A 22,707-nucleotide genomic window follows, 5' to 3' on the forward strand; every position below is an offset into this window, starting at 1 on the left:
CATCACAGGAGAACACCATGTCGAGCCCGCAGCAACCGTCGTCCTTTTCCCTGCTCACCGCGCTGCGGCGCTGGGTTGGCCGCGTGCTGGCTGCGCGGCACCAGCGCCTGGAACTCCATCACATGAGCGACCGGGAACTCAACGACCTGGGGATCGGCCGGAGCGAAGTTCAGGAGTGGTCTCGACGGCGCGTGACAAATGCACCTGGTACCTCTGACACCACCGACGCGCCGGGCTGGCGTCAGGCCGGGCGCATGCGCGTCGATGCGCGCACGACGAGTTCGGGCCGCAGCACCACGGTCGTAGCCGACAGCGCCTTGCCCTCGATCTCGTCGAACAGCAACCCGGCCGCGCGCCAGCCGAGTTCGCGATGGGGCAGCCGGATCGTGGTGAGCGGCGGGTCGACCATGTCGACCAGCGGCATGTCGTTGTGCCCGGTCATCGAGATGTCCTGCGGAATGCGGATGCCCGCTTCGCGCAGGACGTCGTAGCCGCCGAGCGCAACGAGGTCGTTGCAGCAGACGATTGCATCGGGCAGCGGGCTGCCGCCCGCCAACAGCTCGCGCATGGCGGCCCGGCCGCCCTCGCGGCTGTAGCTGTCGCATTCGACCACTGCGGCCATGGTCATGCCGTGGTCGCGCAGCGCCTGCTCGACACCCTGCCGGCGGCCGACGCCGGTCGGCACGTTCTGGGGACCGGCCAGGTGCGCGATGCGGCGGTGGCCTAGCCCCACCAGGTGGTCGACCGCGAGCTTCATCGCGAGTCGGTCATCGCTCACCACGGCGGGCAGGCGGCCGGTTTCGTCGGCACGGTTGACCATCACCGCGCGCATGCCGTTGCGCGTGATGTAGTCGACCAGCGGGTCGTCGCGCAGCGCAATCGCCAGCACCAGGCCATCGATCTGCTGCGCCTGCATGCGCTCGAGGATCGGCTGCGCCAGCTGCGGATCGCCCACGTTCGCGACGAACACGAAGTAGCCGCGCGCCGCGGCGCTGGCCTCGATGCCCTGCAGGATCGGCGGAAACACCGGGTTCGTGATGTCAGGCACCAGCACGCCGATGGTGTGGGTGCGGCCCGTGCGCAGCGCAGCGGCGGCCCGGTTGGGCCGGTAGCCGAGCCGCTGCGCGGCCTCCTCGACCACGCGCAGCACGTCGTCGCTGATCAGGCGGCGCTTGGCCGGATTGAGCGCGCGCGACACGGTCGACACGTGCACCCCGGCGGCCAGCGCGACATCGCGGATGGTGATTGGGGGGGCGTGCTGGGAGGCCATTGGGTGCAAACGTTTGTGGCTTGCTGGATCCTAAGCCCTCTTTGCCAAGGGGGACTCACGTAAACCCTGATTTTGGGCGTCGGGCATCTCGCCACATAATATGCAAACGATTGCATAAACCTGGGTTGCATCCATGAATCTCGTGACCACCCCCGACTCCGTGCTGCCGATCGCGCTCGAAGCCATGGCGCGCACGCCAGACGCGCGCCTGCGCACCCTGATGGCGGCGCTGACGCGCCATCTTCATGCGTTCGTGCAGGAAGTGAAGTTGACCGAAGACGAGTTCGAGCAGGCGCTGGAGTTCGTCGTCGCCCTCGGCCAGGCCACCGGCGACACCAAGAATGAGGTGGTGCTGGCGGCCGACCTGCTCGGCATTTCGACGCTGGTCGCGCTGCAGAACAACCAGGACCCTCAGGGCGAGTCGCCGGCCGCGCTGCTCGGCCCGTTCTGGCGCGACGGCTCGCCGGCCTGCGAAAGCGGCGACTCGATCGCGCGCTCCGGCACGCCGGGCATTCCGCTCGCCGTGGCGGGTGCGGTGCGCGACGCGCAGGGGCAGCCGGTGGCCGATGCGGTGGTCGACGTGTGGCAGGCCTCGCCGGTGGGCCTCTACGAGAACCAGGATCCGACCCAGGACGACATGAACCTGCGCGGGCGCTTCCGCACCGACGCCGAAGGCCGCTTCCACTTTCGCAGCGTGCGGCCGGCCGGCTACCCGGTACCGACCGACGGGCCCTGCGGCGGTTTGCTGCGCGCGCAGCAGCGCCACCCGAACCGGCCGGCGCACCTGCACTTCATGGTGAGCAAGCCGGGCTTCAAGGTGCTGGTCACGCAGGTGTTCGCCGACGACGACCAGAACCTCGAAAGCGACCCGACCTTCGGCGTCACGCGCCGGCTCATCGGCCGGTTCGCGCCGGCGGCCGATGGCCGCAGCGCCACGCTGCAGTACGACTTTGCGCTGGAGCCCGGCGAGATGAAGTTTCCACGCCCTCCCATTCCCTGATGAACCCACTGCCATCCCATGAGCTTCGATCCTGTTTCCCGACTTGACGGCAAGGTGGCCGTCATCACCGGCGGCCTCGGCGCCATCGGCTACGCGAGCGCGCGCCGGCTGGCGGCACTGGGCGCGACCTGCGTGCTGCTGCACCGCAAAGGCGACGATGCCGCAGAGCGCGCCGCCGCCCTGCCCTCCGAGCGCGGCCAGCGCCACGGTGCGCTGCGCGCCGACATCGTCGACAGCGCCAGCCTGCAGGCCGCCGCCGCGAACGTGCAGGCCACGCACGGCCGCTGCGACATCCTGGTCAACAGCGCGGGCCACACGCAGCCCGTGCCGGCCGCCGACCTCGACGCACTGACCGACGAGCTCATCGACGAACTGCTGCGCGCCAACTTCCGCGGCGTGTTTGCCACCATCCGCGCCTTTGCGCCGCTGCTCAAGGCCAGCGGCGACGGGCTGATCGTGAACGTGTCGTCGATCGCGGGCTTTACCGGCGTCGGCAGCAACCTCGCCTATGTTGCGGCCAAGGCCGGGCTCGACGTGGTCGGCGATGCGCTGGCCAAGGCCCTGGCGCCGGCGGTGCGCGTGGTGTCGGTGTCGCCGGGCGCGGTGGCGTCGCCCTTCGTGCCGGGCCGCGGCGCCGAGTTCGCCGACAAGATGGCCGCCACGACGCCGCTGGGCCGCATCGGCCTGCCCGAAGACGTGGCCGCCACGGTGGAAGCACTGGCGACCACGCTGCGCTTCGTGACCGGCACGCGCATCGTGGTCGATGGAGGAAGGCACCTGTGAGTGAAACAAAGACACTGATCACCTGCGCGGTGACCGGCAATCTCGTGAAGCCCGAGCAGACGCCGCACCTGCCGATCACGCCGGTGCAGATTGCCGACGAATGCCTGGCCGCGGCCGAGGCCGGGGCTGCGCAGGTTCACATCCACGTGCGCGATCCGCAGACCGGCAAGCCGTCGATGGAGGTCGATCTCTACCGCGAGGTGGTCGAGCGCATCCGCAAGGAGAACCGCGAGCTGGTGATCAACCTCACGACCGGGCCGGGCGGCCGCTTCATTCCGAGCGAGGACGACCCCAAGGTCTATGCGCCCGGCACCTCGCTGCTGCCGCCGGAAAAGCGCGTGGAGCACATCGCGCTGATCCGGCCCGACGTGTGCTCGCTCGATCTGAACACCATGAATTCCGGGCCCGACGTGGTGATGAACACGCCGAAGAACGTGCGCCGCATGGCGAAGGTGATTCGCGCGGCGGGCGTGAAGCCGGAGCTGGAAATTTTCGATTCGGGCGACATCAACCTCGCGCTTGACCTGATCGCCGACGGCACGCTCGACGGGCCTGCGATGTGGACCTTCGTGCTCGGCGTGAAGTACGGCTTTGCGCCCACGCCCGAGACGCTGCTGTACGCGCGCAACATGCTGCCGCGCGGTGCCTTCTGGAGCGCCTTCGGCATCGGCCGCATGGAGTTTCCGATCGTGGCGCAGGCCTGGCTGCTCGGCGGCCATGTGCGCGTGGGCATGGAAGACAACATCTACCTGGAGAAGGGCGTGCTGGCCCAGAGCAATGCGCAACTGGTCGCGAAGGCGCGCGACATCATCGTGAGCCTGGGCGGCGAGATTGCCAACCCTCGTGAGGCGCGCGCCATGCTGGGCTTGGCTGGTGCGGGGGGCTAGGAGATGAAACCTTGCTCTTTTGTTCGTCGCGTTGTGGGTCATTCGGGGTGCGATCACGCCGACGGGGTACCTTGCTCCGCGAATGTCCCCCGGCCTGCGGCCTCCTCCTTTATTTCGCTGCGCAAGGCACCCCATCGACGTGATCGCTCAGCGCAGCGGTTGATCGGCCAGCACAACAGCCGCGTCCATCGTGCACAGGGCATCGGGTGCTCCCCGCAGCGAAATAAAGGAGGAGCCGAAGGCGGGGGACATTCGCGGAGGGGAGTACCCGGTGGCCTGTGCACGCACCCTGAACAACAGCCCACGAGCACAAGCAACCCGCAACACAACACACGGTGAAGAACTGAGATGAGCGTAGCCGCCATGCACACAACCCACACCTCTCGCGCTCTGCGTGTGAACGAGAAGGCCGCCAACCTCGATGCGCTGCAACTCGACGCTGCACCTCAGCCGGAACCCACAGCACCGCCCGGGCACGCCGTGGTACGCATCACCGCCGCCGCGGTGAACCCGAGCGACGTGAAGGCGACGCTGGGCATCATGCCGCAGGCCGTCTGGCCGCGCACTCCGGGCCGCGACTTTGCAGGCACCGTGGTGAGCGGGCCCAGCGAATGGATCGGCCGCGAGGTCTACGGCTCGGGCGGCGATATCGGCATCACGCGCGACGGCTCGCATGCACGTTATCTGGTGCTGCCCGAAGGCGCGTTGCGTGCCAAGCCGCACAACATCTCGATGGACGAAGCCGGCGCCGTCGGCGTGCCCTTCGTCACCGCGTATGAAGGCTTCCGCCGCAGCGGCATGCCGCAGCCGGGCCAGACAGTGCTGGTGCTCGGCGCCAACGGCAAGGTCGGCCAGGCGGCCGTGCAGCTGGCGGCCCAGGCCGGCGCGCGCGTGATCGCGGTGCAGCGGCGCGGCGGTGCGTTCGAGGGTTTTGCCAGCGGCCCGGTCGACGTGATCGACGCGACACAGGGCCAGGTGGGCGAGCGGGTGCGCGAGCTCACCGGCGGGCGCGGTGCCGACGTGGTCTACAACACGGTCGGCAGCGTCTACTTCGAGGCCGCGAACAAGGCCATGGCCAAGGGCGCGACGCAGATCTTCATTGCCACCCATGACCGCGCCGTGCCGTTCGACATCTTCGCGTTCTACCGCGGCATGCATACCTTCGTCGGCATCGACTCGCTCGCGATGGACTGCGTGCGTTGCGCCGCGCAGCTCGATGCCATGCGCGACGGCTTCGAGCGCGGCACGCTGAAGCCGTTTCCGGTGGCGCGGCATTTCGCGCTCGACGAGGCGATCGATGCCTACCGCCTGGTGCTGTCGGGCAGCACCGACCGCGTGGTGCTGCGGCCATGAACGTCACCCGACTCGACGCAGCGCCGGCCTACGAGGCGCCGAACCACTTCGACATGCGCTGCCTTCGCCTGCAGGGCAAGGAGGCTGGGCCCTCGGCGCAGATGTGGATGGGCATGAGCCAGATCCTGCCCGGCGGCCACACCACGCTCGACGGCTCGGCGATGGAGAAGCTCTACCTGGTGCTCGAAGGCCAGCTCACGCTGGTCGGCGAGGTCGATGGACAACCACGGCAGGAGCAGGTGCTGGAGCGCTACGACTCCGCCCGCTTCGCGCCCGGCGAGAAGCGGCAGCTCATCAACCGCACCAACCGGCCCGTGCTGGTGGCGCTGGTGATGGCGAACGCGCCGCCGGCCGGCCCCTGAAAAGAAGACCCCATCCAACGGAGACAACGACACCATGACTTCCTTGCACCCCACCCGTCGCCATATCGTCATCGGCGCGCTGGCCGCCTGCACCGTCGCCGGCGCGCATGCGCAGGGCGCCTGGCCGGCCGGCCAGTCGATCCGGTTGGTCGTGCCGTTCACGGCCGGCAGCGGCACCGACATCGTCGCGCGCCTGGTGGCGGAGCGGCTCGGCCCGGCGCTCGGCACCAGCGTGATCGTCGACAACAAGCCCGGTGCCGGCGGCACGCTGGGCGCGGCGCTGGTGGCCAAGGCGCCGGCCGACGGCTACACGTTGCTGGTGCATTCGGCCGGCCACCTGGTCAATCCGTCGATCTACCCCAACCTCTCGTACGACACCCTGAAGGATTTCGCCGGCATCACGCCGATGGCGAGCCTGCCCAATGTGCTGGTCACCACGCCGGGCAAGTTCAACGATGTGAAGGATCTGGTCGCGCAGGCAAAGGCCAGGCCGGGCGGCTTCAACTACGCGTCGGCCGGCAACGGCTCGGCCACGCACATGAATGCCGAGGTATTCCGCCTGGCTGCCGGCATCCAGGCCCAGCATGTGCCTTTTCGCGGCACGCCCGAGGCCATGACCGAAGTGATGGGCGGCCGCATCGACTGGTTCTTTGCGCCGATGGTGTCGGCACTGCCGCTGATCCAGAGCGGCAAGCTCAAGGCGCTGGCGGTCGGCACCGGCAAGCGCTCGGCGGTGCAGCCCAGCCTGCCCACCACGGTCGAAGGCGGCGTGCCGGGTTCGGAGTACCTGTTCTGGGTTGGCCTGTTCGCGCCGGCCAAAACGCCGAAGCCGGTGGTCGACGCGCTGCAGGCCGAGGTCGCGAAGATCATGGTGTCGAGCGAACTCAGGGAGCGGCTCGACAAGCTCGGCGCCGAACCCTTCACCATGCCATCGGCGCAGTTCGACAAGTTCATCGTCGACGAAACCGCCAAGGCGCAGCAGGTGGTCAAGGCGGCCGGCATCAAGGTGGATTGAAATATGCTCACCCCCAGTCTTCGCGCACTTCGTGTCGCTGCGCCAACCCCCTTGCAGGGGGCGACACCAACGGCCCGGCAAAGCCGGTTCCGTGGTGTCTCACGAAGAACTTTAGCCCTCGCTGCCGCCTTTTTGCTGCCTGTCGTCGCACAGGCGCAACCGGCCGATCTGATCGTCACCAACGCGAAGATCGCAACGCTCGACGCCGCTTCCACCACCGCGCAGGCGCTTGCCGTGCGTGATGGCCGCATCGTGGCCATCGGCAACGCCACGCAAATGCGCACGCTCACGGGCCCCATCACACACACTGTGAATGCCGGTGGCCGCACCGTGATCCCCGGCCTCATCGACTCGCACATGCATGCGGTGCGCGCGGCGCTGAGCTATTCGACCGAGGTCAACTGGATCGATGCCGGCACCATCGCCGAGGCGATGGCCCGCATCCGCGCGGCAGCCGCGCGGGCACGGCCCGGCGGGTGGTTGATCGTGGCGGGCGGCTGGACGGAGCAGCAGTTCGCCGAACGCCGCCGACCCACCATGGCCGAGCTTCAGGAAGCCGCGCCCGACAACCCGGTGTATGTGCAGCTCTTCTACGAGGCCGTGGTGATGACACCCAAGGCGCTGGAAGCACTCGGCGTGCCGGCGGGCACCTTGCCGGCCGGCATGAAGGCGCCGCCCGAAGGCAGCGACGGCGGGCCGGGCTGGATGGCCGGCGACATCGTGGGCATCTCGGCGTTGTTCGACAAGCTGCCCAAGCCGACCTACGACGACAACCTCGCGGGCACCCGGGCTTTCTTCACCGAACTCAACCGGCTCGGCGTGACCGGCCTGGTCGACCCGGGCGGCTTCAGCATCGCGCCATCGCAGTACGCGGCGCTGTTCGAGTTGTGGCGCCAGAAGGCGCTGACGGTGCGGGTCGCCTACAGCATCTTCGCGCAGAAGCCCGGCGCCGAACTCGAGGAGTTTCGCGATCTCACGCAGATGCTGCCGATGGGTTTCGGCGACGACATGCTGCGCTTCAACGGCCTCGGCGAGCGCCTGACCATCGGCATGTACAACAACAATTTTCCGAACGATGCGACGCGGGAGAAGTTCTACGAGCTGATCAGGTGGGCCGCGACCCGGAAGATGACGGTGACGATCCACTGGCTCGAGAACAGCTCGGTCGATCATCTGCTCGGCCTGTACGAGCGCCTGAACCGCGAAGTGCCGATCACCGGCCTGCGCTGGTCGATCGCGCACCTGGACGACGCCTCCCCGGAAACGCTGGCCCGCATGAAGGCGCTCGGCATGGGCTGGACGATGCAGGACGCGATGTATTTCCAGGGCGACCGTGCACTGAAGACTCGCGGCGAGGCAGCACGCCGCATGCCGCCGATCGGCACCGCCCTGCGCGCAGGCGTGAACCTGGGTGCGGGCACCGATGCGCACCGCGTTGCCTCGTACAACCCGTTCGTCGCGATCCGCTGGATGCTCGACGGCAAGACCGTCAGCGGCCAGCCCACCCGCGGCCCCGACGAGACGCCCACGCGCGAGCAGGCCTTGCGGCTCTACACGGCGGGCAGCGCATGGTTCAGCTTCGACGAAGCGAAACGCGGCACGCTGGAGGTCGGCAAGCTCGCCGACTTTGCCGTGCTCGACCAGGACGTCTTCACCGTGCCACTGGAGCGCATTGGCAAGACGGTGTCACTGATGACGGTGGTGGGCGGCAAGGTGGTCTATGTGGCGGCGCCGTTCGCGGCTGCACCGCACTAACGGTGCAGCGGCGCAGCCGAGTGCGCGACGCAGCCGTGCGCCGTGTGCTGCAGGTGCGCCGCCAGCAACGCGCGCGTGACGCCATTGGTCCAGCCGAAGCCATCCTGCAGCGGGTACTCCCCGCCGTCGCCGCCGGCTGAAGCTTCGTGCTCGCGCTGGCGCAGCGCGTACTTTTCGACCAGCTTGCCCTCGCGTTCGTAGACCGCGGCGACCGTGGCGAGCCAGCGGTGCGCGATGGTGCGCGCGAGCGCCTCGTGCCCATTGCGCGCAAAGCCGTCGATCGCCATCCATTGCAGTGCGGCCCAGCCATTGGGCTGGTCCCACTGCTGGTCGCTGGCGTATTCGGTGGTCGAGAAGCCGCCGGGTGCGAGCAGCCTGCCTGACACGGTGGCCGCCAATGCGTCGGCGTGCGCCGGTTCGGCAAGACCGGCGAACAGCGGCGCAATGGTGGCACCCGTGAGGCAGGTGCGCCGGGTGCCGAGGCGCCAGTCGTGGTCGAAGAACGCGCCCTGCCCTTCGTCCCACAGCAGCTCGATGACGGTGGCCTTGCGCTGCTGCGCATGCTGCGCGAACGCCTGCGCAGTGGCCGCGTCGCCCGACTGTTGCGCGAGGTCTGCGATCGTGGTTTCGAGCTTGTACAGGAAGGCGTTGAGATCCACCGGCACGATGTCGGTGGTGCAGATGCCGGCGAGCGATGCGGCATCGTTCACGGCCGACGACCACGCCAGCCAGCGCGTGCTGAAGTCCCAGCCTGATTCGGCCGCGGCGCGAATGTGCCGGTAGACCTCGGCTGCGTCGGATGCCGAAGCGCGCGCGGTCGTCACGTCTTCCAGCCAGGCTTCTTCGCGCGGCGTATCGCGCTCGTCCCAGTAGCGGTTGAGCAGCCGCCCGTCGGGCAGCCGCACCACGCGCCCGCTGGCCGCGCCCGGCGCCAGGCCTTCGCTGCCGCGCATCCACCAGACGTGCTCCTGCCGCAGCTGGGGCAGGCAGTCCGCCGCGTCGATGCTGCCGAGCTGCTGTGCGAGCTCGACCATGAAGGCAAAGAGCGGCGGCTGCGAGCGCGTGAGGTAGTAGGTGCGCGTGCCGTTCGGCACATGGCCGTAGGTGTCGATCAGGTGCGCGAAGTTGCCGACCATGTCGTGCAGCAGCTCGGGCCGGCCGCTCGCGGCGAGGCCCAGCATCGTGAAGTACGAGTCCCAGTAATAGAGCTCGCCGAAGCGGCCGCCCGGCACCACGTAGGGGTACGGCACTTGCAGCAGCGAGCCGCGCGGCGGATGGTCGAGCGGCTGCCGCGTGAGCACGGGCCACAGGTCGTCGATGTGCGCACAGAGCGGCTGGCCCGGCACCGAGACGTACTCGCTCGGCTCGGGCAGCAACACCTCGAAGTTCGCAGCGACGAACGCAGCGAGGTCGAAGCCGGCTGCGCTGCACTGTGCGCGGTAGGCCGCCAGGATGTCGGCCGGTTCACCGCGCGGCGCACAGTCGACGAAGGTCTTGCTGTCGGCGAACACGCGCGCGCCCTGCACGGCCGTGAACAGCTCCTGGTAGCGATCCGCCGGCGTCAGCGTGTCCGGCGCCGGACACGCTGACGCCCGTTGTGCGTGACGCGTCGTCAGATCACCCCCGCCGAGCGCAGCGCGGCCAGCTGTTTCGCATCGACGCCCATTTCGGCCAGCACCTCGTCGGTGTGCTGGCCGAGTGCCGGCGGCGCACGCCGCAGCACCGGCGGCGTGGCCTGCAGGCGCAGCGGGCTTGCCACGCCGACGATCTGCGCAATGCCATCGCCCGCATCGCGCGGCAGGGCGACGGCCAGGCCGCGCGCCTTGACCTGTTCGTCGTCGAAGGCCTGGGCGATGTCGTTGATCGGGCCGCAGGGCACGGCCTTGTCTTCGAGCAGTGCGATCCACTCGGCCGTGTTGCGCGTGCGCGTGACCGCTTCCATCTGCGGAATGAGCAGTTCGCGGTGCCGCACGCGCAGCGTGTTGGTGGCAAAGCGGGCATCGGCGGCCCAGTCGGGATGGCCCGCCGCTTCGCAGAAGCGCGCGAACTGGCCGTTGTTGCCGATGGCCAGCAGCATCGAGCCGTCCTTGGTGTGGAAGTCCTGGTAGGGCGCCAGGCTCGGATGGCTGTTGCCCTGGCGCTGCGGCGCCGCGCCGGTGTTCAGGAACGCGCTGGCCTGGTTCGCGAGGATCGCCATGCCGACATCGAGCAAGGCCATGTCGATGTGCTGGCCCTCGCCGGTGCGGTGCCGCACTTCGAGCGCGGCCAGGATCGCGGTGCTCGCATAGACGCCGGTGAACAGGTCGGTGAGCGCCACGCCCACGCGCAGCGGGCCGCCGCCGGGTGCCTCGTCGGGGCGGCCGGTGATGCTCATCATGCCGCTGGTGGCCTGGATCATCAGGTCGTAGCCAGCGCGCGAGGCGTGCGGGCCGTCATGGCCGAAGCCGGTGACGCTGCAGTAGATGAGGCGCGGGTTCGCGGCACGCAGGCTCTCGTGATCGAGCCCGTACTGCTTGAGCCCACCGGTCTTGAAGTTCTCGACCACGATGTCGCTCTGCGCGGCCATCTGCTTGAGCAGGGCCTGCCCTTCGGGCGTGGCCATGTCGAGTGTGACCGAGCGCTTGTTGCGGTTGCAGGCGGTGAAGTAGGTCGACTGGTTGGTGTCGTGGCCGCCCGCATCCTTCAGGAACGGCGGGCCCCAGGTGCGCGTGTCGTCACCGACGCCGGGGCGCTCGATCTTGACCACGTCGGCACCCAGGTCCGCGAGGATCTGCGTGCACCACGGGCCCGCGAGCACGCGCGAGAGATCGAGAACCTTGATGCCGTCGAGGGCTGCCGCTGCCATGTTCAGTTCGCGAACGCAGCGATGCCCGTGATGGCACGGCCCAGGATCAGCGCATGGATGTCGTGCGTGCCTTCGTAGGTGTTGACCACTTCGAGGTTGACCAGATGCCGCGCCACGCCGAACTCGTCGCTGATCCCGTTGCCACCCATCATGTCGCGTGCCATGCGAGCGATGTCGAGCGACTTGCCGCAGTTGTTGCGCTTGACGATCGAGGTGATCTCGACCGAGGCCGTGCCTTCGTCCTTCATGCGGCCCAGGCGCAGGCTGCCCTGCAGGCCCAGGGCGATCTCGGTCTGCATGTCGGCCAGCTTCTTCTGGATCAGCTGGTTGGCCGCGAGCGGGCGGCCGAACTGCTTGCGGTCCAGCGTGTACTGGCGGGCGCGGTGCATGCAGTCCTCGGCGGCGCCGAGTGCGCCCCACGAGATGCCGTAGCGGGCGCTGTTGAGGCAGGTGAACGGGCCCTTCAAGCCCTGCACTTCGGGGAACGCGTTTTCCTCGGGGCAGAACACGTTGTCCATCACGATCTCGCCGGTGATGCTGGCGCGCAGGCCGACCTTGCCGTGGATCGCGGGGGCGCTCAGGCCCTTCATGCCCTTCTCGAGCACGAAGCCGCGGATCGGGCCGACCGTGCCGGACTCGCTGACTTCCTTGGCCCAGACCACGAACACGTCGGCGATCGGCGAGTTGCTGATCCACATCTTGGCGCCACTGACCGAGTAGCCGCCGGGCACCTTCTTGGCGCGGGTGACCATGCTGCCGGGGTCGGAGCCGTGGTCGGGCTCGGTCAGGCCGAAGCAGCCGATCCATTCGCCGGTGGCCAGCTTGGGCAGGAACTTCTGCTTTTGCGCTTCGGTGCCGAACTCGTTGATCGGCACCATCACGAGCGAGCTCTGCACGCTGGCCATCGAGCGGTAGCCGGAGTCGACGCGTTCGACTTCGCGCGCGATCAGGCCGTAGCAGACATAGTTGAGGCCGGGGCCGCCGTACTGCTCGGGAATGGTCGGGCCCAGCAAGCCCAGTGCGCCCATTTCGCGAAAGATGGCCGGGTCGGTCGCGCCGGAGCGGAAGGCTTCGGTCACGCGTGGCAGCAGGCGTTCCTGGCAGTAGGCGTTGGCCGCGTCACGCACCATGCGCTCGTCGTCGGTGAGCTGCTGCTCGAGCAACATCGGGTCGTCCCAGTGGAAGTGCGCTTTGGTGGCCATGTGGCTGTCTCCGGAAATTGAAATGGGGGATGCGGTCGATCCTAGCGGCGCAAGGGCCGTGGCGCAAACGAGTAATGCGCACTCAGACATGAGGAGTACGCATGTCTCGCGGCGGGCTTTCTCGCCATTGCCATTGGCGAAGACCCCACCCCAGTCATACACTGGCAGCATACATGCGCCGCAAAATACCGCCCCTGCAAACCCTCGTGTGTTTCGATGCCGCTGCCCGGCACGAGAGCTACACGCGCGCGGCGCAGGAGCTCGCGCTGACGCAGAGCGCCGTGTCGCGCCAGATCGGCACGCTCGAGGCCTTTCTGGGCGTGGCCCTGTTTCGCCGCACGCGGCACGGCGTCGCGCTCACCGCGAGCGGCGCCGCCTACGCCCGGCAGATCACAAAGCGCCTGGAGGCGATGGAGCGCGACACGCTCGACGCGATGGCGCACCAGGGTGAAGGGGGGTCGCTCGCGCTGGCGGCCGTTCCGACCTTCGCCACGCGCTGGCTGATCCCGCGCCTGCCTGCGTTCGCCGCGCTGCAGCCCGACGTGGTGGTGCACATCGAGACGCGCACACGCCCGTTCCTGTTCGCCGATGCCGAGTTCGATGCGGCGCTGTACGCGGGCACCCCCGCGCAGGTCGCGAACTGGGCCGGCACGCGCGCGCTGCTGCTGCTGCACGAGGACGTGGTGCCGGTGTGCAGTCCGAAGCTGCTGCCACGGGGCAAGCCGGTCACGCCTGCGGCGGTCGCGAAGCTGCCGTTGCTGCAGCAGAGCACCCGCCCCGACGGCTGGCGCCAGTGGTTCGACGCGCAGCAGGTCGACGCGCCCAACGCGCGTGGCGGCCCGCGCTACGAACTGTTCTCGATGCTGGCCACCGCCGCCGCGCACGGCCTTGGCGTAGCGCTCATGCCAACCATGCTGGTGGAAGACGAGCTTGCGCGTGGCGACCTGGTGGTGGCCTGCGCACGGCCGCTATCGGGCGAGCGCAACTACTATCTCGTCACGCCCGAACGCGGCGACGACCGGCCGCTGTTGACGCGGTTCATCACCTGGCTGCAGGCGCAAGCGGGCAGCAGCAGCACATGACACAAGAGAAGGAGCAGCCATGCAACGTGTGATTCTTTCCGGCGCCACGGGCTGGGCCGGCGCGGCGCTGGCGCGCGGCATCGCAGCGCAAGACGATCTCCAGCTGGTGGGTGCCGTCGGGCACCGCAATGCCGGACGGCCGCTCGGCGAGTTGCTGAACCTGCCGACGGTCACCGGCATGGTGTCCGGCAGCGCCGCCGAGGCGATCGCGCTGGCGAAGGGCTGCGACGTGTATGTCGAGTACGCAAAGCCCGGCAGCATCGGGATCGTCAAGACCAACATCCTGGCCGCGCTGGCGGCCGGCGCGCATGTGGTGGTTGCCAGCTCGGGCCTGAGCGACGCCGACTACGCCGCGATCGACAAGGCCGCGCGCGACACAGACCGCGGGGTGCTCGCCTGCGGCAACTTCGCACTGACGGCCGTGCTGCTGCAGCGCTTTGCGGAAATGGCGGCGCGCTACATCCCGAACTTCGAGATCATCGACTACGCGAAGGATTCGAAGCCCGACGCGCCTTCCGGCACCGGCCGCGAACTGGCGCTTCGGCTCGGCGCCGTGCGGCAGCCGGCGATCGGCGTGCCGCTCGACCAGGTCAACGGCCCGGACGGCGTGCGTGGCGCCACGCTGAACGGCGTGCAGGTGCACGCGGTGCGCGTGCCGGGCTTCGTGCTCGGCATCGAAACCATCTTCGGCATGAAAGACCAGCGCCTGCATCTGCGGCACGAAGCCGGCGCCAGCGCGGAGCCCTATGTCGACGGTGCGCTGCTCGCGATCCGCAAGGTCGGAGGCCACACCGGGCTGCTGCGCGGGCTCGACAAGGTGATGGACCTGTAGCGCTCAGTACGGGCTCTGCACCACGGCCATGATGTTGCCCTCGGTGTCCTTGAACCACGCGGCACTGGCGTCCTCGGCCGGATAGATGCGGCTGCCGGGCGCGGTCTCCGGCATGTCGTACTGCTCGAACACCACGCCGCGCACCTTCAGCCAGTCGACCACGGCCGCAACGTCGTCGACATGCCAGAAGGCACAACTCGCCTTGTTGGTGCCGGCACCGGGCGACGGGTAGACGAAGAAGGAGGTGCCGCCCGCGCATTCGAAGGTGTAGCCCGGGCCGGCCTTGCGCCCGGGGCCGAGGCCGATCTTCTCGTCATAGAAACGGCGGCAGCGCTCCACGTTGTGGGCGGGCACATAGGCATGCAGCGTGGCGGTCTTGAGCATGGCAGTCCTTGGTCGTCGTGGCTCGCAATCGGCATTCATCACATGCACGCGGCGCGGCGCTGTGACAGTTTGCGTCGGTGCATTCCGTCCGCGCGGCCCTGATCAGCGCCGCTGCCGCATCTCCGAGAGCGACCCCCACATGCAACCGCCGAAGAACACCACGCCTGCGAGCCCGGTCCAGCGATCCTTCGCGGTGTGGCCGGACCACATCATCCACAGCCCGCCGAGCACGAAGACGAGGCTGCCGAAAGTGGTGAGCAGCATCAGGAAGGTCTGCGCCGCCGAAACCACAGCCGGCGGCGGCGTGTAGTGCGCGGCCGGCTCGTCCAGGCCGAGCCGCTTCGACAGCAGCGCGAGCGGTTCGTCGACCTCGCCGGGCAGCAGCCTGAAGCCGCGCGCCACCGCATCGATGCGCACCTGGCGCCACTGGCCGGAGCGATCGGTGAGGGGCAGCACGACCACGCCATGCGCCGGGAAGCGCGGCGGTTCGGGCGCGTAGCCGTGGCTCGTCGCGTGCGCGAGCAGCGCGCCGCCGGGCAGCGCGAACACGCGTGTGGTCTCCCAGGGGCCGGAGCGATCGTCTTCGATCAGTTCCTGCTCGATGCGCAGCATGCCGTCGGGCGACAGCGCGATCTTCGTCGCGTCTTGCGGATGGGTGTCTGCGGGCATGGGGCGCGAGCTTAGCGGCGATGGCGCCGGTCCGCGATCGTCCGCGTGGCCTATGCCGGTAGACTGGCCGATTGCCCGCTTCATGAGGAAGGTCTCACCATGATGAAACTGTGGCTTGTTCCCCTGGCCTGCATGTTTGCCGGCACCGCCAGCGGCGCCGAGAGCTGCGAAACCCTGCGAAGCCAGATCGAAGCCAAGATCGCTGCCGCCGGCGTCGCGCGCTTCAGCGTGACCACGGTCGATGCGAGCGCGCCGGCCACGGGCCAGGTGGTCGGCAGTTGCGAACTCGGCAGCAAGAAGATCGTCTATCAGCGCGAGGATGGTTCCGCGCCGCAGCCGCGCAGCAACGAAGAACCAATGCTGACCGAATGCAAGGACGGCACGGCGTCGGTTGGCGGCGATTGCCGCAAGCCGCAGTAGCGGCCCCTGCTAGCGGCAGATCGTGGTCGTGCCGACCGGCTGGCAGGTCTTGCCGTCGATGCTGCGGTAGCGGTCGATCTGGCCCGAGCGGTTGTAGTGGTTGCCCTGCGTGTCCTGGCAGCCGCCGGCATCGCAGTTGCGAATGCGTGGGGCCATGTTGCGTGGCCGCACGGGGTTGCCCACCACGCCGGGATAGGGCTGGCCATCATCGATGAATGCCGGCTCGTCGCTGCGGTTGCTCCAGCGGCTGTCCGACGACCGCCCGCCGGGAGTGCCAGTGCGGCTGGCGTCGATGACGATCGGCCCGCTCGGCTGCGGTGCCGGCTGGCGCGCAGCCGCTTCGGTCGATTCGCGCTGGGACTGGCTCGAACGGACAGCGCTGTCGATCTGCGCCTGGCGGCGCCGTTCAGCTTCGTCGGCGCTCGGAACCACGGGCTCCGGAATCGCGACGCGCCCCACCGGCTTGGCGCCCGCGGGGCAGGCGTTGTCGGTGTAGCTCACGTTGCCGGCTGCGTCGGCGCAACGCAGAACCTCCGCATCGGCAGCCGCGCCGAAGGTGGCCAGGATCGCGAGGACAAGCAGGGACTTCATGAACGGCCATTGTGACGCTGTTGGCATGGCACTACGAGCGACGCGGAACCGGGGCCGCGGCCGATGCTCCGGCGGCGCGCTGCTTCGCCAGCGCGACGTACCAATCCAGGCTGCCGGGATTCGCCATCGCCTCCTTGTTGACCACGCGCTCGATCGGCTGGCCCAGCAGCAGCTTCTTGATCGGCAGCTCCTGCTTCTTGCCCGACAGCGTGCGCGGGATCTCGTCGACCTGGAAGATGTCGTTCGGCAGAAAGCGCGGCGACAGCGAGGTCTTGATGGCGTTGTTGAGCTTGCCGCGCATCGCGTCGTCGAGCGCGACGCCAGGTCGCAGCACCACGAACAGCGGCATGTAGCTGTCGCGGCCCAGGTATTCGAGATCGACCACCATGGAGTCGAGCACTTCGGGCAGGCCTTCGACGGCGCTGTAGATCTCGCTGGTGCCCATGCGCAGGCCCTGGCGGTTGATGGTGGCGTCGCTGCGGCCGTAGATGATGCAGCCGCCGTCTTCGCCGATCTTGATCCAGTCGCCGTGGCGCCAGACGCCCGGATAGGTGTCGAAGTAGCTCGACAGGTAGCGCGCGTTGCCTTCATCGCCCCAGAAGTAGAGCGGCATCGACGGAATGGCCTGGGTGCAGACCAGCTCGCCGACTTCGCCGATGACCGGCTGGCCCTGCTCGTTCCACGCCTCGACCGCATGGCCGAGCTCGCGGCACTGCATCTGGCCCGGCACTTCGGGCAGCTCGCGGTTGCCGCCGACGAAGGCGCCGCAGAAGTCGGTGCCACCCGAGATGTTGCACCACCACACTTCCTTCGAGCCTGCATCGAGGATCTGCTTCGTGCCCCAGCGCTGCACTTCTTCGGGCAGCGGCGAGCCGGTGCTGCCGAGGGCGCGCACGCGCGAGAGATCGCCGCAGTCCTTCGCGACGACGCCGGCCTTCATGCAGTTGGTGAAGTAGGCCGCACCGGCACCGAAGAAGGTGACCTGGTGCCGCGCGACAAAGCGCCACAGCACGCTCCAGTCGGGCTTCTCTTTGCTGCCCGCGGGGTTGCCGTCGTAGATGCAGATGGTGGCGCCGAAGGCCAGGCCCGAGAGCTGCGAGTTCCACATCACCCAGCCGGTGGAGCTGTACCAGTGGTAGCGCTCGCCGAAGTTGTTGGCGCCGTAGCTCGCGCCCACGTCGTTGTGCAGGCCGCAGGCGTGCATGGTGAGCAGGATGCCGCCCTGCCCGTGCACGATGGGCTTGGGCAGGCCGGTGGTACCGCTCGAATAGACGATCCAGATCGGATGGTCGAAGGGCAGCCACTCGGGTTCGAAGGCGGCGACTTCGGCATCGTTGCGCGCCGTGGCCTCGGTCCAGTCGACGTCGTGCTCGACGGGGCCCGCGGCAAAGGGCGTCTTCAAGAGCAGCAGCTTCTGCACGCTCGGCAGCTGGCCGCGCAGCTCCTGCAGCACTGCGCTGCGATCGAGCGGCTTGCCGCCGTAGTGCACGCCGTCGACCGCGATCAGCACCTTGGGCTCGATCTGGCGGAAGCGGTCGGCCACGGCGGCCGTGCCCATGTCGGGCGCGCACACGCTCCAGATCGCACCGATGCTCGAGCACGCAAGAAACGCGACCATGGTTTCCGGCACGTTGGGCAGGTAGGCCGCCACGCGGTCGCCGCGCTGCACACCGAGCGACTTCAGCGTGAGCGCCACCGCGGCGATCTGCCGGCGCAGTTCGGGCCATGACAGCTCGCGCACTTCGCCGAGTTCGTTGTCGCTGACGATGGCGAGCATGCCGGCGGCATGGGCTGCATCGGCATGGCGCAGGATCTCGCGTGCGTAGTTGACCTGGGCGCCGGGGAACCACACGGCGCCCGGCATCTTGCGCTCGGCCAGCACCGCGCTGTGCGGCGTGGGCGACTGCAGGCCGGCGTAGTCCCAGATGCTTTGCCAGAAGGCATCGAGATCGGTGACGGACCAGCGCCACAGCGCGTCGTAGCTGTCGAAAGACAGGCCGCGCTTCTCGCGCAGCCAGGTTTGATAGAGGCGGATCTGGGGAATATTGGGAACGGGCATGAACCGAGCGTAGCCCTGCGAACGAGCGTGCTCAATCGGGGTTGACCTCAGGGTTTGTACGTGTGTACAAGATTTTTGTACAAGCGTTCAATACCCGCCATGAATGCTCGCAACCCGCCCGCCAGGCGCAGCACCCATCGGGCCGCCGCCGTCAGCGCCGAGGCCGCCCGGCCCGACCGCCGGCAGGCCATCCTGCTGGCGGCCGAGAAGCTGTTTGCCCAGCACGGCTACCACGCCGTGACGATCCGCCAGATCGCCGAGGAGGCCGGCGTGCCGCTGGCCCTGGTGGGGTACTACTACGGCCAGAAGCACGAGCTTTTTCACGCCATCTTCGAACACTGGAGCCACTCCATCAAGGCGCGGCTCGCCGGCCTCGCCGCAGTGGAGAACGACCCCGAAGACCCGCACACGCTGCCGCGCATCATCGAAGCCTTCACCGCACCGGTGCTGGCCCTTCGCGCCAGCGCCGAGGGCGAGTACTACGCACTGCTGGTGGCGCGCGAGCTCTCCCACACCAGTGAAGAGGCGGACCGCGTGCTGCGCGGCTACTTCGACCCGCTGGCCGAGGCATTCATCGACGCGCTGCTCATTGCGCTGCCGCATGCCACGCGCGGCCAGGTCGCCTGGGGCTACCAGTTCGCGCTGGGTTCGCTGCTGCACCACCTGAACGACAGCCGCATCGAGCGGCTCTCGCGCGGCGAGAACACGCGCGCCGACCCTGCGATGGCGCCGATGCTGGTGAACTTCATCGTCGGCGGCCTGCGCGCCGCGCTGCCGAAACCCAAGACCCCGCGTACACAAAAAGCCATCCCCAGGAGACCCAAGCCATGATGAAACGACGCACCCTGCTGTCGGCGCTCGCAGCCGCATCGGCCACCGCCGCGCTGCCCTTGCGCGCACAGCAGCCCCCTACGAAGATCGTGTTCGGCTACACCGCGGTGACCGACTTCGCCTCGGTCTTCGTGGCGGCCGAAGAGGGTTACTTCAAGAAGCGCAACCTCGATGTCGAGCTCAAGTTCATCCCGCTCAACTCGACCATTCCGGCCGCGCTGCAGTCCGACTCGCTTCACATCGGCGGGCCGACGCCCTCGGTGTTCCTGCAGGCGGTGGATGGCGGGCTTGACCTGGTGCTGGTGTCCGGCGGCGGCGTCACCTCCAAGACCTTCACCGGCTTCGGCCTGGTGGCGCGCGCGGGCTCGGGCATCCGCACACCGCAGGACTGCGTGGGCAAGAAGATCGGCGTGCCCGGCCTGGGTGCCTTCCTGCACGTGACCTTCCGGGCCTGGCTCAAAGGCAGTGGCGTGGACTACCGCAAGGTGAGCTTCGTCGAGGCCGCGTTCCCGCAGCATGCAGATCTGCTGCGCGGCGGCTCGGTCGATGCGGTGGTGACGGCCGACCCGTTCATGAGCCGCATCACCGAGAGCGGCGCGGGCTATGTGGCCTCGTACTACGCCACCTTTCTGCCCGAAGGCAACCAGACCATCGTGCATGCCGCCAAGCGCGAGTGGGTGGCAAGGAACCCGGCCGCCGCGCGTGGCTTCCGCGAGGCGGTGGTCGAGGCCGCGACCTTCATGCAGCAGCCGAAGAACGACGCCCGGATGCGCAGCGCGATCGGCAAGTACATCAAGCTGCCACCGGAGGTGCTGGCCAAGGCCCAGATCTCGCCGCCCGGCGCGATCGTGAGCGAAAAGCAGGTGGGCTACTGGATCGATCTGATGAAAGACCAGGAAATGCTGAAGACCCCCCTCGAAGCCGCCAGGCTGATCGCCAAGTGATGCCGTTCCTGCGCTTCGACGGCGTGACCATCTGCTTCGGCCGCCAGGAGATCCTCTCGCCCACCTCCTTCGACGTGGGGCGCGGCGAGTTCGTCTGCATCGTGGGCCCGAGCGGCTGCGGCAAGACCACGCTGCTGCGCGCGGCCAGTGGCCTGGCCACGGCCAGCGCCGGCGAGGTGCGGCGCAATGGCGTGCCCATGACCGGGCCTTCTCGCGAAGTGGCCTTCGTGTTCCAGGACTACGGCCGCGCGCTGCTGCCCTGGCGAACCGTCGAAGGCAACGTGAGCCTCGCACTCGAAGCCGCCGGCATTCCGGGCGCCGAGCGACCGGCGCGCATCGCCGAGGTGCTGGCCAAGGTCGGCCTCGCGAAGCACGGACAGAAGTTCCCGGTGCAGCTCTCGGGCGGCATGCAGCAGCGCGCCCAGATCGCGCGCTGCCTGGCGCAAAAGCCCGAGCTGATGATGATGGACGAGCCCTTCGGCGCGCTCGATGCGCTCACGCGCCAGAGCCTGCAGGACGAGCTTGCGCGGCTGGTGCGCGACGACGGACTCACGGTGCTGTTCGTCACGCACGACCTCGAGGAGGCGATCTACCTCGGCGACCGCGTGATCGCGCTGCAGGCCAACCCCGGCCCGGGCCGGCCGAGCCTGGCGCGGATGATCGACGTGCAGATCCCGCGCCCGCGCGACCAGTTGACGACCAAGGAGCACCCCGAGTTCCTGAAGCTGCGCCGCGAGCTCTTCGCCTTCATCGAGCACGGACATGATTAGGCACACCCCCAGGCTTCGCGCACTTCGTGTCGCTTCGCCCACCCCCTTGCAGGGGGCAACACCAGCGGCCCGGCGAAGCCGGTTCCGCGGTGTTCCTGGCATCGTCCGGCCCTTTGTACTGCCGCTGGCACTGCTGGCGCTGTTCGAGTGGTACGCGCGGCGTGCGGCGGCACTGGGCAGCGATGCGCTCGCACCGCCGAGCGCGGCGGCCAAGGCCTTCGTGGGGGCGGCCATGGATGGCTCGCTCTGGCAGGCCACCGGCTTCACGCTCGGCACCGCCGCGCTCGGGTTGCTCATCGGCGCGGGGCTCGGCGTCGGGTTGGGCATTGCGCTCGGGCTCTCGCGCCGCGCGGCGCGCCTGAGTTTTCTGTCGATCGAGGTGTTCCGCCCGGTGCCGTCGGTGGCGCTGATTCCGCTGGCGATGCTGATGTTCGGCTTCGGCGTGCGCATGGAGTTGTCCATCGTCGCCTTTGCCACTTTCTGGCCGATGCTGGTGTTGGTGCAGTCGGCGGTGCAGCAGGTCGAGCCGCGCCTGCTCGAGGTGAGCCGCGTGCTCGGCCTCTCGGCGCGCGAGCGCGCCTGGAAGATCGTGCTGCCAGCGATCGTGCCGCGGCTGTTCGTGGCATTGCGCCTTGGCGTCGCCGTCGCACTGGTGGTGGCCGTGACTGTCGAGATCGCGGCCAACCCCAACGGCATGGGTTACGCGATGATGATCGCGCAGCAGAGCCTCGACCCGGCGCTGATGCTGGCCTGGCTGGGCTGGATCGGCGTGGTCGGCTTCGCGGTCAATGTCGGCATGCTGCAGCTGCAACGCTTCGTGGCGCGCCGCATGGGGGTGCCGGCATGAACGGCCGCAAGAACCAGGCGCTGAGCTGGCTTGGCTCGGTCGGCGTGCTCGCCGTGCTGGTTGCGCTCTGGTGGGGCGCCAGCAACGCCGGCTGGGTCAGCCGCGTATTCCTGCCGACACCGCAGGCCACGCTGGCGAGCCTGGCCGATGGCCTCAATCTCTCGGGCAACGGCAATGGCGAACTGCTGGCGTTCACGCAGGCCACGGTGCTGCGCATGCTGCAGGGCTGGCTGCTGGCATCGCTATTCGGCGTGCTGCTGGGCGCAGCGATCGGTGTCTCGCCGGCGGTGCGCGCCTGGGCGCAACCGACGCTGGAGTTCGTGCGTCCGCTGCCGGCCTCGGCACTGCTGCCGCTGGCGATCTCGATCTTCGGCCTGAACCCGGGAATGGTGCTGTTCGTGGTTGCCTTCGGTGCCATGTGGCCGGTGCTGCTGGCCACGGTGCATGGCTTTGCGGCGGTGGAGCCGCGCCTGTCGGAGGTGGCGCGCTGCCTGCAGATGTCGCGCGCCGCCTTCATCTGGAAGGTCGGCCTGCCGAACGCCCTGCCCGACATCTTGGCGGGCATGCGCCTGTCGATGACGATCTCGCTGATCGTTGCCGTGGTGGGCGAAATGATCGCCTCGCAAAGCGGCCTGGGCCAAGCCATCCTGCTCGCGGCGCGCGCCTTCCGTGCGAGCGACCTGTTCGCCGGCATCGTGCTGCTCGGCCTGATCGGCTTTGCCAGCAATGCGCTGCTGGCCCTCGCCGAAAAGAAGCTGCTGCGCTGGCAGCAACCCTGAACCACAACACATTCCAAAGGAGTCCCC

At 68.7% G+C, this 22,707-nt stretch carries 23 protein-coding genes and 1 pseudogene; 16 read left to right on the top strand and 8 right to left on the bottom strand.

All coding sequences use genetic code 11. The features are described from left to right. Positions 1-17: 17 nt before the first annotated feature. Positions 18-158 (top strand): annotated as a pseudogene (locus QTI05_RS09135) (YjiS-like domain-containing protein); the annotation flags it as partial. A gap of 83 nt (positions 159-241) precedes the next feature. On the opposite strand, the gene QTI05_RS09140 reads toward QTI05_RS09135, so the two are convergent. After that, a complete protein-coding gene (locus tag QTI05_RS09140) occupies positions 242-1,270 on the bottom strand; it encodes a LacI family DNA-binding transcriptional regulator (protein WP_286624041.1) in 1,029 nt (342 codons plus the stop codon). A 133-nt stretch (positions 1,271-1,403) separates the two neighbouring features. Here QTI05_RS09140 and QTI05_RS09145 point away from each other — a divergent pair, with 133 nt between their 5' ends. The 7 genes from QTI05_RS09145 to QTI05_RS09175 all read left to right on the top strand — a co-directional run bounded on the left by QTI05_RS09145 (position 1,404) and on the right by QTI05_RS09175 (position 8,425). Then, the gene (locus tag QTI05_RS09145; protein WP_286624042.1) at positions 1,404-2,270 is read left to right on the top strand and encodes a dioxygenase family protein; all 867 of its coding nucleotides are present in this window, start codon (positions 1,404-1,406) and stop codon (positions 2,268-2,270) included. Between the two features lie 18 nt (positions 2,271-2,288). Next, positions 2,289-3,053: an SDR family NAD(P)-dependent oxidoreductase gene (locus tag QTI05_RS09150; RefSeq protein ID WP_286624043.1), complete on the top strand. Its 765-nt coding sequence runs from the start codon at positions 2,289-2,291 to the stop codon at positions 3,051-3,053. Further along, positions 3,050-3,940 carry a beta-keto acid cleavage family enzyme gene (locus QTI05_RS09155; protein ID WP_286624044.1) on the top strand — a complete coding sequence of 297 codons (891 nt, stop codon included), beginning with the start codon at positions 3,050-3,052 and terminating at the stop codon, positions 3,938-3,940. The genes QTI05_RS09150 and QTI05_RS09155 overlap by 4 nt, the downstream gene beginning before the upstream one ends. Positions 3,941-4,303: 363 nt before the next feature. Continuing rightward, on the top strand, positions 4,304-5,293 hold the full coding sequence (locus QTI05_RS09160) for a quinone oxidoreductase family protein (RefSeq protein ID WP_286657800.1): 990 nt from the start codon (positions 4,304-4,306) through the stop codon (positions 5,291-5,293). Further along, complete coding sequence (locus tag QTI05_RS09165) at positions 5,290-5,655, top strand: cupin domain-containing protein (protein ID WP_286624047.1); 366 nt, start codon at positions 5,290-5,292, stop codon at positions 5,653-5,655. The genes QTI05_RS09160 and QTI05_RS09165 overlap by 4 nt, the downstream gene beginning before the upstream one ends. A 34-nt stretch (positions 5,656-5,689) precedes the next feature. Further along, positions 5,690-6,670 (top strand): Bug family tripartite tricarboxylate transporter substrate binding protein, encoded by a 981-nt coding sequence (locus tag QTI05_RS09170; protein ID WP_286624048.1) that lies wholly within the window; start codon positions 5,690-5,692, stop codon positions 6,668-6,670. 132 nt (positions 6,671-6,802) lie between these two features. After that, entirely contained in the window at positions 6,803-8,425 is a 1,623-nt protein-coding gene (locus tag QTI05_RS09175) for an amidohydrolase (RefSeq protein ID WP_286624050.1), read from the top strand. Here QTI05_RS09175 and treF read toward each other — a convergent pair. Genes treF through QTI05_RS09190 form a run of 3 tightly spaced genes read right to left on the bottom strand, consistent with a single transcriptional unit; the run spans position 8,422 to position 12,472 of the window. Beyond that, positions 8,422-10,041, bottom strand: a complete 1,620-nt coding sequence (gene treF, locus QTI05_RS09180; protein WP_286624652.1) for an alpha,alpha-trehalase TreF — start codon at positions 10,039-10,041, stop codon at positions 8,422-8,424. The genes QTI05_RS09175 and treF overlap by 4 nt on opposite strands. Further along, a complete protein-coding gene (locus QTI05_RS09185) occupies positions 10,038-11,270 on the bottom strand; it encodes a CaiB/BaiF CoA transferase family protein (protein ID WP_286624052.1) in 1,233 nt (410 codons plus the stop codon). Before QTI05_RS09185 ends, treF begins: the two co-directional genes overlap by 4 nt. Before the next feature lie 2 nt (positions 11,271-11,272). Further along, positions 11,273-12,472 (bottom strand): acyl-CoA dehydrogenase, encoded by a 1,200-nt coding sequence (locus QTI05_RS09190; RefSeq protein WP_286624054.1) that lies wholly within the window; start codon positions 12,470-12,472, stop codon positions 11,273-11,275. A 173-nt stretch (positions 12,473-12,645) separates the two neighbouring features. On the opposite strand from QTI05_RS09190, the gene QTI05_RS09195 reads away from it, so the two are divergent. Both QTI05_RS09195 and QTI05_RS09200 read left to right on the top strand, forming a co-directional pair. After that, positions 12,646-13,554 (top strand): LysR substrate-binding domain-containing protein, encoded by a 909-nt coding sequence (locus tag QTI05_RS09195; RefSeq protein WP_286624056.1) that lies wholly within the window; start codon positions 12,646-12,648, stop codon positions 13,552-13,554. A 19-nt stretch (positions 13,555-13,573) separates the two neighbouring features. Then, complete coding sequence (locus QTI05_RS09200; protein WP_286540594.1) at positions 13,574-14,386, top strand: 4-hydroxy-tetrahydrodipicolinate reductase; 813 nt, start codon at positions 13,574-13,576, stop codon at positions 14,384-14,386. Between the two features lie 3 nt (positions 14,387-14,389). Here the strand turns inward: QTI05_RS09200 and QTI05_RS09205 are convergent, their stop codons facing one another. Together QTI05_RS09205 and QTI05_RS09210 are read right to left on the bottom strand one after the other, a co-directional pair. Continuing rightward, entirely contained in the window at positions 14,390-14,770 is a 381-nt protein-coding gene (locus tag QTI05_RS09205; protein ID WP_286624058.1) for a VOC family protein, read from the bottom strand. Between the two features lie 102 nt (positions 14,771-14,872). After that, positions 14,873-15,439, bottom strand: coding sequence for a hypothetical protein (locus QTI05_RS09210; RefSeq protein ID WP_286624060.1), 567 nt, complete (start codon positions 15,437-15,439; stop codon positions 14,873-14,875). A 99-nt stretch (positions 15,440-15,538) separates the two neighbouring features. On the opposite strand from QTI05_RS09210, the gene QTI05_RS09215 reads away from it, so the two are divergent. After that, positions 15,539-15,859: a DUF1161 domain-containing protein gene (locus tag QTI05_RS09215; protein ID WP_286624062.1), complete on the top strand. Its 321-nt coding sequence runs from the start codon at positions 15,539-15,541 to the stop codon at positions 15,857-15,859. A gap of 9 nt (positions 15,860-15,868) precedes the next feature. On the opposite strand, the gene QTI05_RS09220 is transcribed toward QTI05_RS09215, so the two are convergent. Both QTI05_RS09220 and QTI05_RS09225 read right to left on the bottom strand, forming a co-directional pair. After that, entirely contained in the window at positions 15,869-16,450 is a 582-nt protein-coding gene (locus QTI05_RS09220; protein ID WP_286540590.1) for a DUF4124 domain-containing protein, read from the bottom strand. 31 nt (positions 16,451-16,481) lie between these two features. Continuing rightward, a complete protein-coding gene (locus tag QTI05_RS09225; RefSeq protein ID WP_286624063.1) occupies positions 16,482-18,509 on the bottom strand; it encodes an acetoacetate--CoA ligase in 2,028 nt (675 codons plus the stop codon). 99 nt (positions 18,510-18,608) lie between these two features. On the opposite strand from QTI05_RS09225, the gene QTI05_RS09230 reads away from it, so the two are divergent. Genes QTI05_RS09230 through QTI05_RS09250 form a run of 5 tightly spaced genes read left to right on the top strand, consistent with a single transcriptional unit; the run spans position 18,609 to position 22,680 of the window. Beyond that, positions 18,609-19,340, top strand: a complete 732-nt coding sequence (locus QTI05_RS09230; RefSeq protein ID WP_286624065.1) for a TetR/AcrR family transcriptional regulator — start codon at positions 18,609-18,611, stop codon at positions 19,338-19,340. Then, positions 19,337-20,284, top strand: a complete 948-nt coding sequence (locus QTI05_RS09235) for an ABC transporter substrate-binding protein (protein ID WP_286624066.1) — start codon at positions 19,337-19,339, stop codon at positions 20,282-20,284. The genes QTI05_RS09230 and QTI05_RS09235 overlap by 4 nt, the downstream gene beginning before the upstream one ends. Then, on the top strand, positions 20,284-21,054 hold the full coding sequence (locus QTI05_RS09240; RefSeq protein ID WP_286624068.1) for an ABC transporter ATP-binding protein: 771 nt from the start codon (positions 20,284-20,286) through the stop codon (positions 21,052-21,054). Before QTI05_RS09235 ends, QTI05_RS09240 begins: the two co-directional genes overlap by 1 nt. After that, positions 21,047-21,901, top strand: coding sequence for an ABC transporter permease (locus QTI05_RS09245; protein ID WP_286624070.1), 855 nt, complete (start codon positions 21,047-21,049; stop codon positions 21,899-21,901). Before QTI05_RS09240 ends, QTI05_RS09245 begins: the two co-directional genes overlap by 8 nt. Further along, positions 21,898-22,680 carry an ABC transporter permease gene (locus tag QTI05_RS09250; RefSeq protein ID WP_286624071.1) on the top strand — a complete coding sequence of 261 codons (783 nt, stop codon included), beginning with the start codon at positions 21,898-21,900 and terminating at the stop codon, positions 22,678-22,680. The genes QTI05_RS09245 and QTI05_RS09250 overlap by 4 nt, the downstream gene beginning before the upstream one ends. The last annotated feature ends 27 nt before the right edge of the window (positions 22,681-22,707 follow it).

It is taken from the genome of Variovorax fucosicus, from assembly GCF_030316825.1.
GTDB lineage: Bacteria > Pseudomonadota > Gammaproteobacteria > Burkholderiales > Burkholderiaceae_C > Variovorax > Variovorax fucosicus.

Excerpts from the sequence above, each read along its gene's own strand:
- QTI05_RS09170 (WP_286624048.1), top strand. The coding sequence starts at position 5,690 with ATGACTTCCTTGCACCCCACCCGTCGCCATATCGTCATCGGCGCGCTG.
- QTI05_RS09205 (WP_286624058.1), bottom strand. The coding sequence starts at position 14,770 with ATGCTCAAGACCGCCACGCTGCATGCCTATGTGCCCGCCCACAACGTG.
- QTI05_RS09185 (WP_286624052.1), bottom strand. The coding sequence starts at position 11,270 with ATGGCAGCGGCAGCCCTCGACGGCATCAAGGTTCTCGATCTCTCGCGC.
- QTI05_RS09215 (WP_286624062.1), top strand. The coding sequence starts at position 15,539 with ATGATGAAACTGTGGCTTGTTCCCCTGGCCTGCATGTTTGCCGGCACC.
- QTI05_RS09165 (WP_286624047.1), top strand. The coding sequence starts at position 5,290 with ATGAACGTCACCCGACTCGACGCAGCGCCGGCCTACGAGGCGCCGAAC.
- QTI05_RS09160 (WP_286657800.1), top strand. The coding sequence starts at position 4,304 with ATGCACACAACCCACACCTCTCGCGCTCTGCGTGTGAACGAGAAGGCC.
- QTI05_RS09145 (WP_286624042.1), top strand. The coding sequence starts at position 1,404 with ATGAATCTCGTGACCACCCCCGACTCCGTGCTGCCGATCGCGCTCGAA.
- QTI05_RS09195 (WP_286624056.1), top strand. The coding sequence starts at position 12,646 with ATGCGCCGCAAAATACCGCCCCTGCAAACCCTCGTGTGTTTCGATGCC.
- QTI05_RS09250 (WP_286624071.1), top strand. The coding sequence starts at position 21,898 with ATGAACGGCCGCAAGAACCAGGCGCTGAGCTGGCTTGGCTCGGTCGGC.
- QTI05_RS09190 (WP_286624054.1), bottom strand. The coding sequence starts at position 12,472 with ATGGCCACCAAAGCGCACTTCCACTGGGACGACCCGATGTTGCTCGAG.
- QTI05_RS09140 (WP_286624041.1), bottom strand. The coding sequence starts at position 1,270 with ATGGCCTCCCAGCACGCCCCCCCAATCACCATCCGCGATGTCGCGCTG.
- QTI05_RS09225 (WP_286624063.1), bottom strand. The coding sequence starts at position 18,509 with ATGCCCGTTCCCAATATTCCCCAGATCCGCCTCTATCAAACCTGGCTG.
- QTI05_RS09210 (WP_286624060.1), bottom strand. The coding sequence starts at position 15,439 with ATGCCCGCAGACACCCATCCGCAAGACGCGACGAAGATCGCGCTGTCG.
- QTI05_RS09235 (WP_286624066.1), top strand. The coding sequence starts at position 19,337 with ATGATGAAACGACGCACCCTGCTGTCGGCGCTCGCAGCCGCATCGGCC.
- QTI05_RS09220 (WP_286540590.1), bottom strand. The coding sequence starts at position 16,450 with ATGAAGTCCCTGCTTGTCCTCGCGATCCTGGCCACCTTCGGCGCGGCT.
- QTI05_RS09245 (WP_286624070.1), top strand. The coding sequence starts at position 21,047 with ATGATTAGGCACACCCCCAGGCTTCGCGCACTTCGTGTCGCTTCGCCC.
- QTI05_RS09230 (WP_286624065.1), top strand. The coding sequence starts at position 18,609 with ATGAATGCTCGCAACCCGCCCGCCAGGCGCAGCACCCATCGGGCCGCC.
- QTI05_RS09240 (WP_286624068.1), top strand. The coding sequence starts at position 20,284 with ATGCCGTTCCTGCGCTTCGACGGCGTGACCATCTGCTTCGGCCGCCAG.
- QTI05_RS09200 (WP_286540594.1), top strand. The coding sequence starts at position 13,574 with ATGCAACGTGTGATTCTTTCCGGCGCCACGGGCTGGGCCGGCGCGGCG.
- QTI05_RS09150 (WP_286624043.1), top strand. The coding sequence starts at position 2,289 with ATGAGCTTCGATCCTGTTTCCCGACTTGACGGCAAGGTGGCCGTCATC.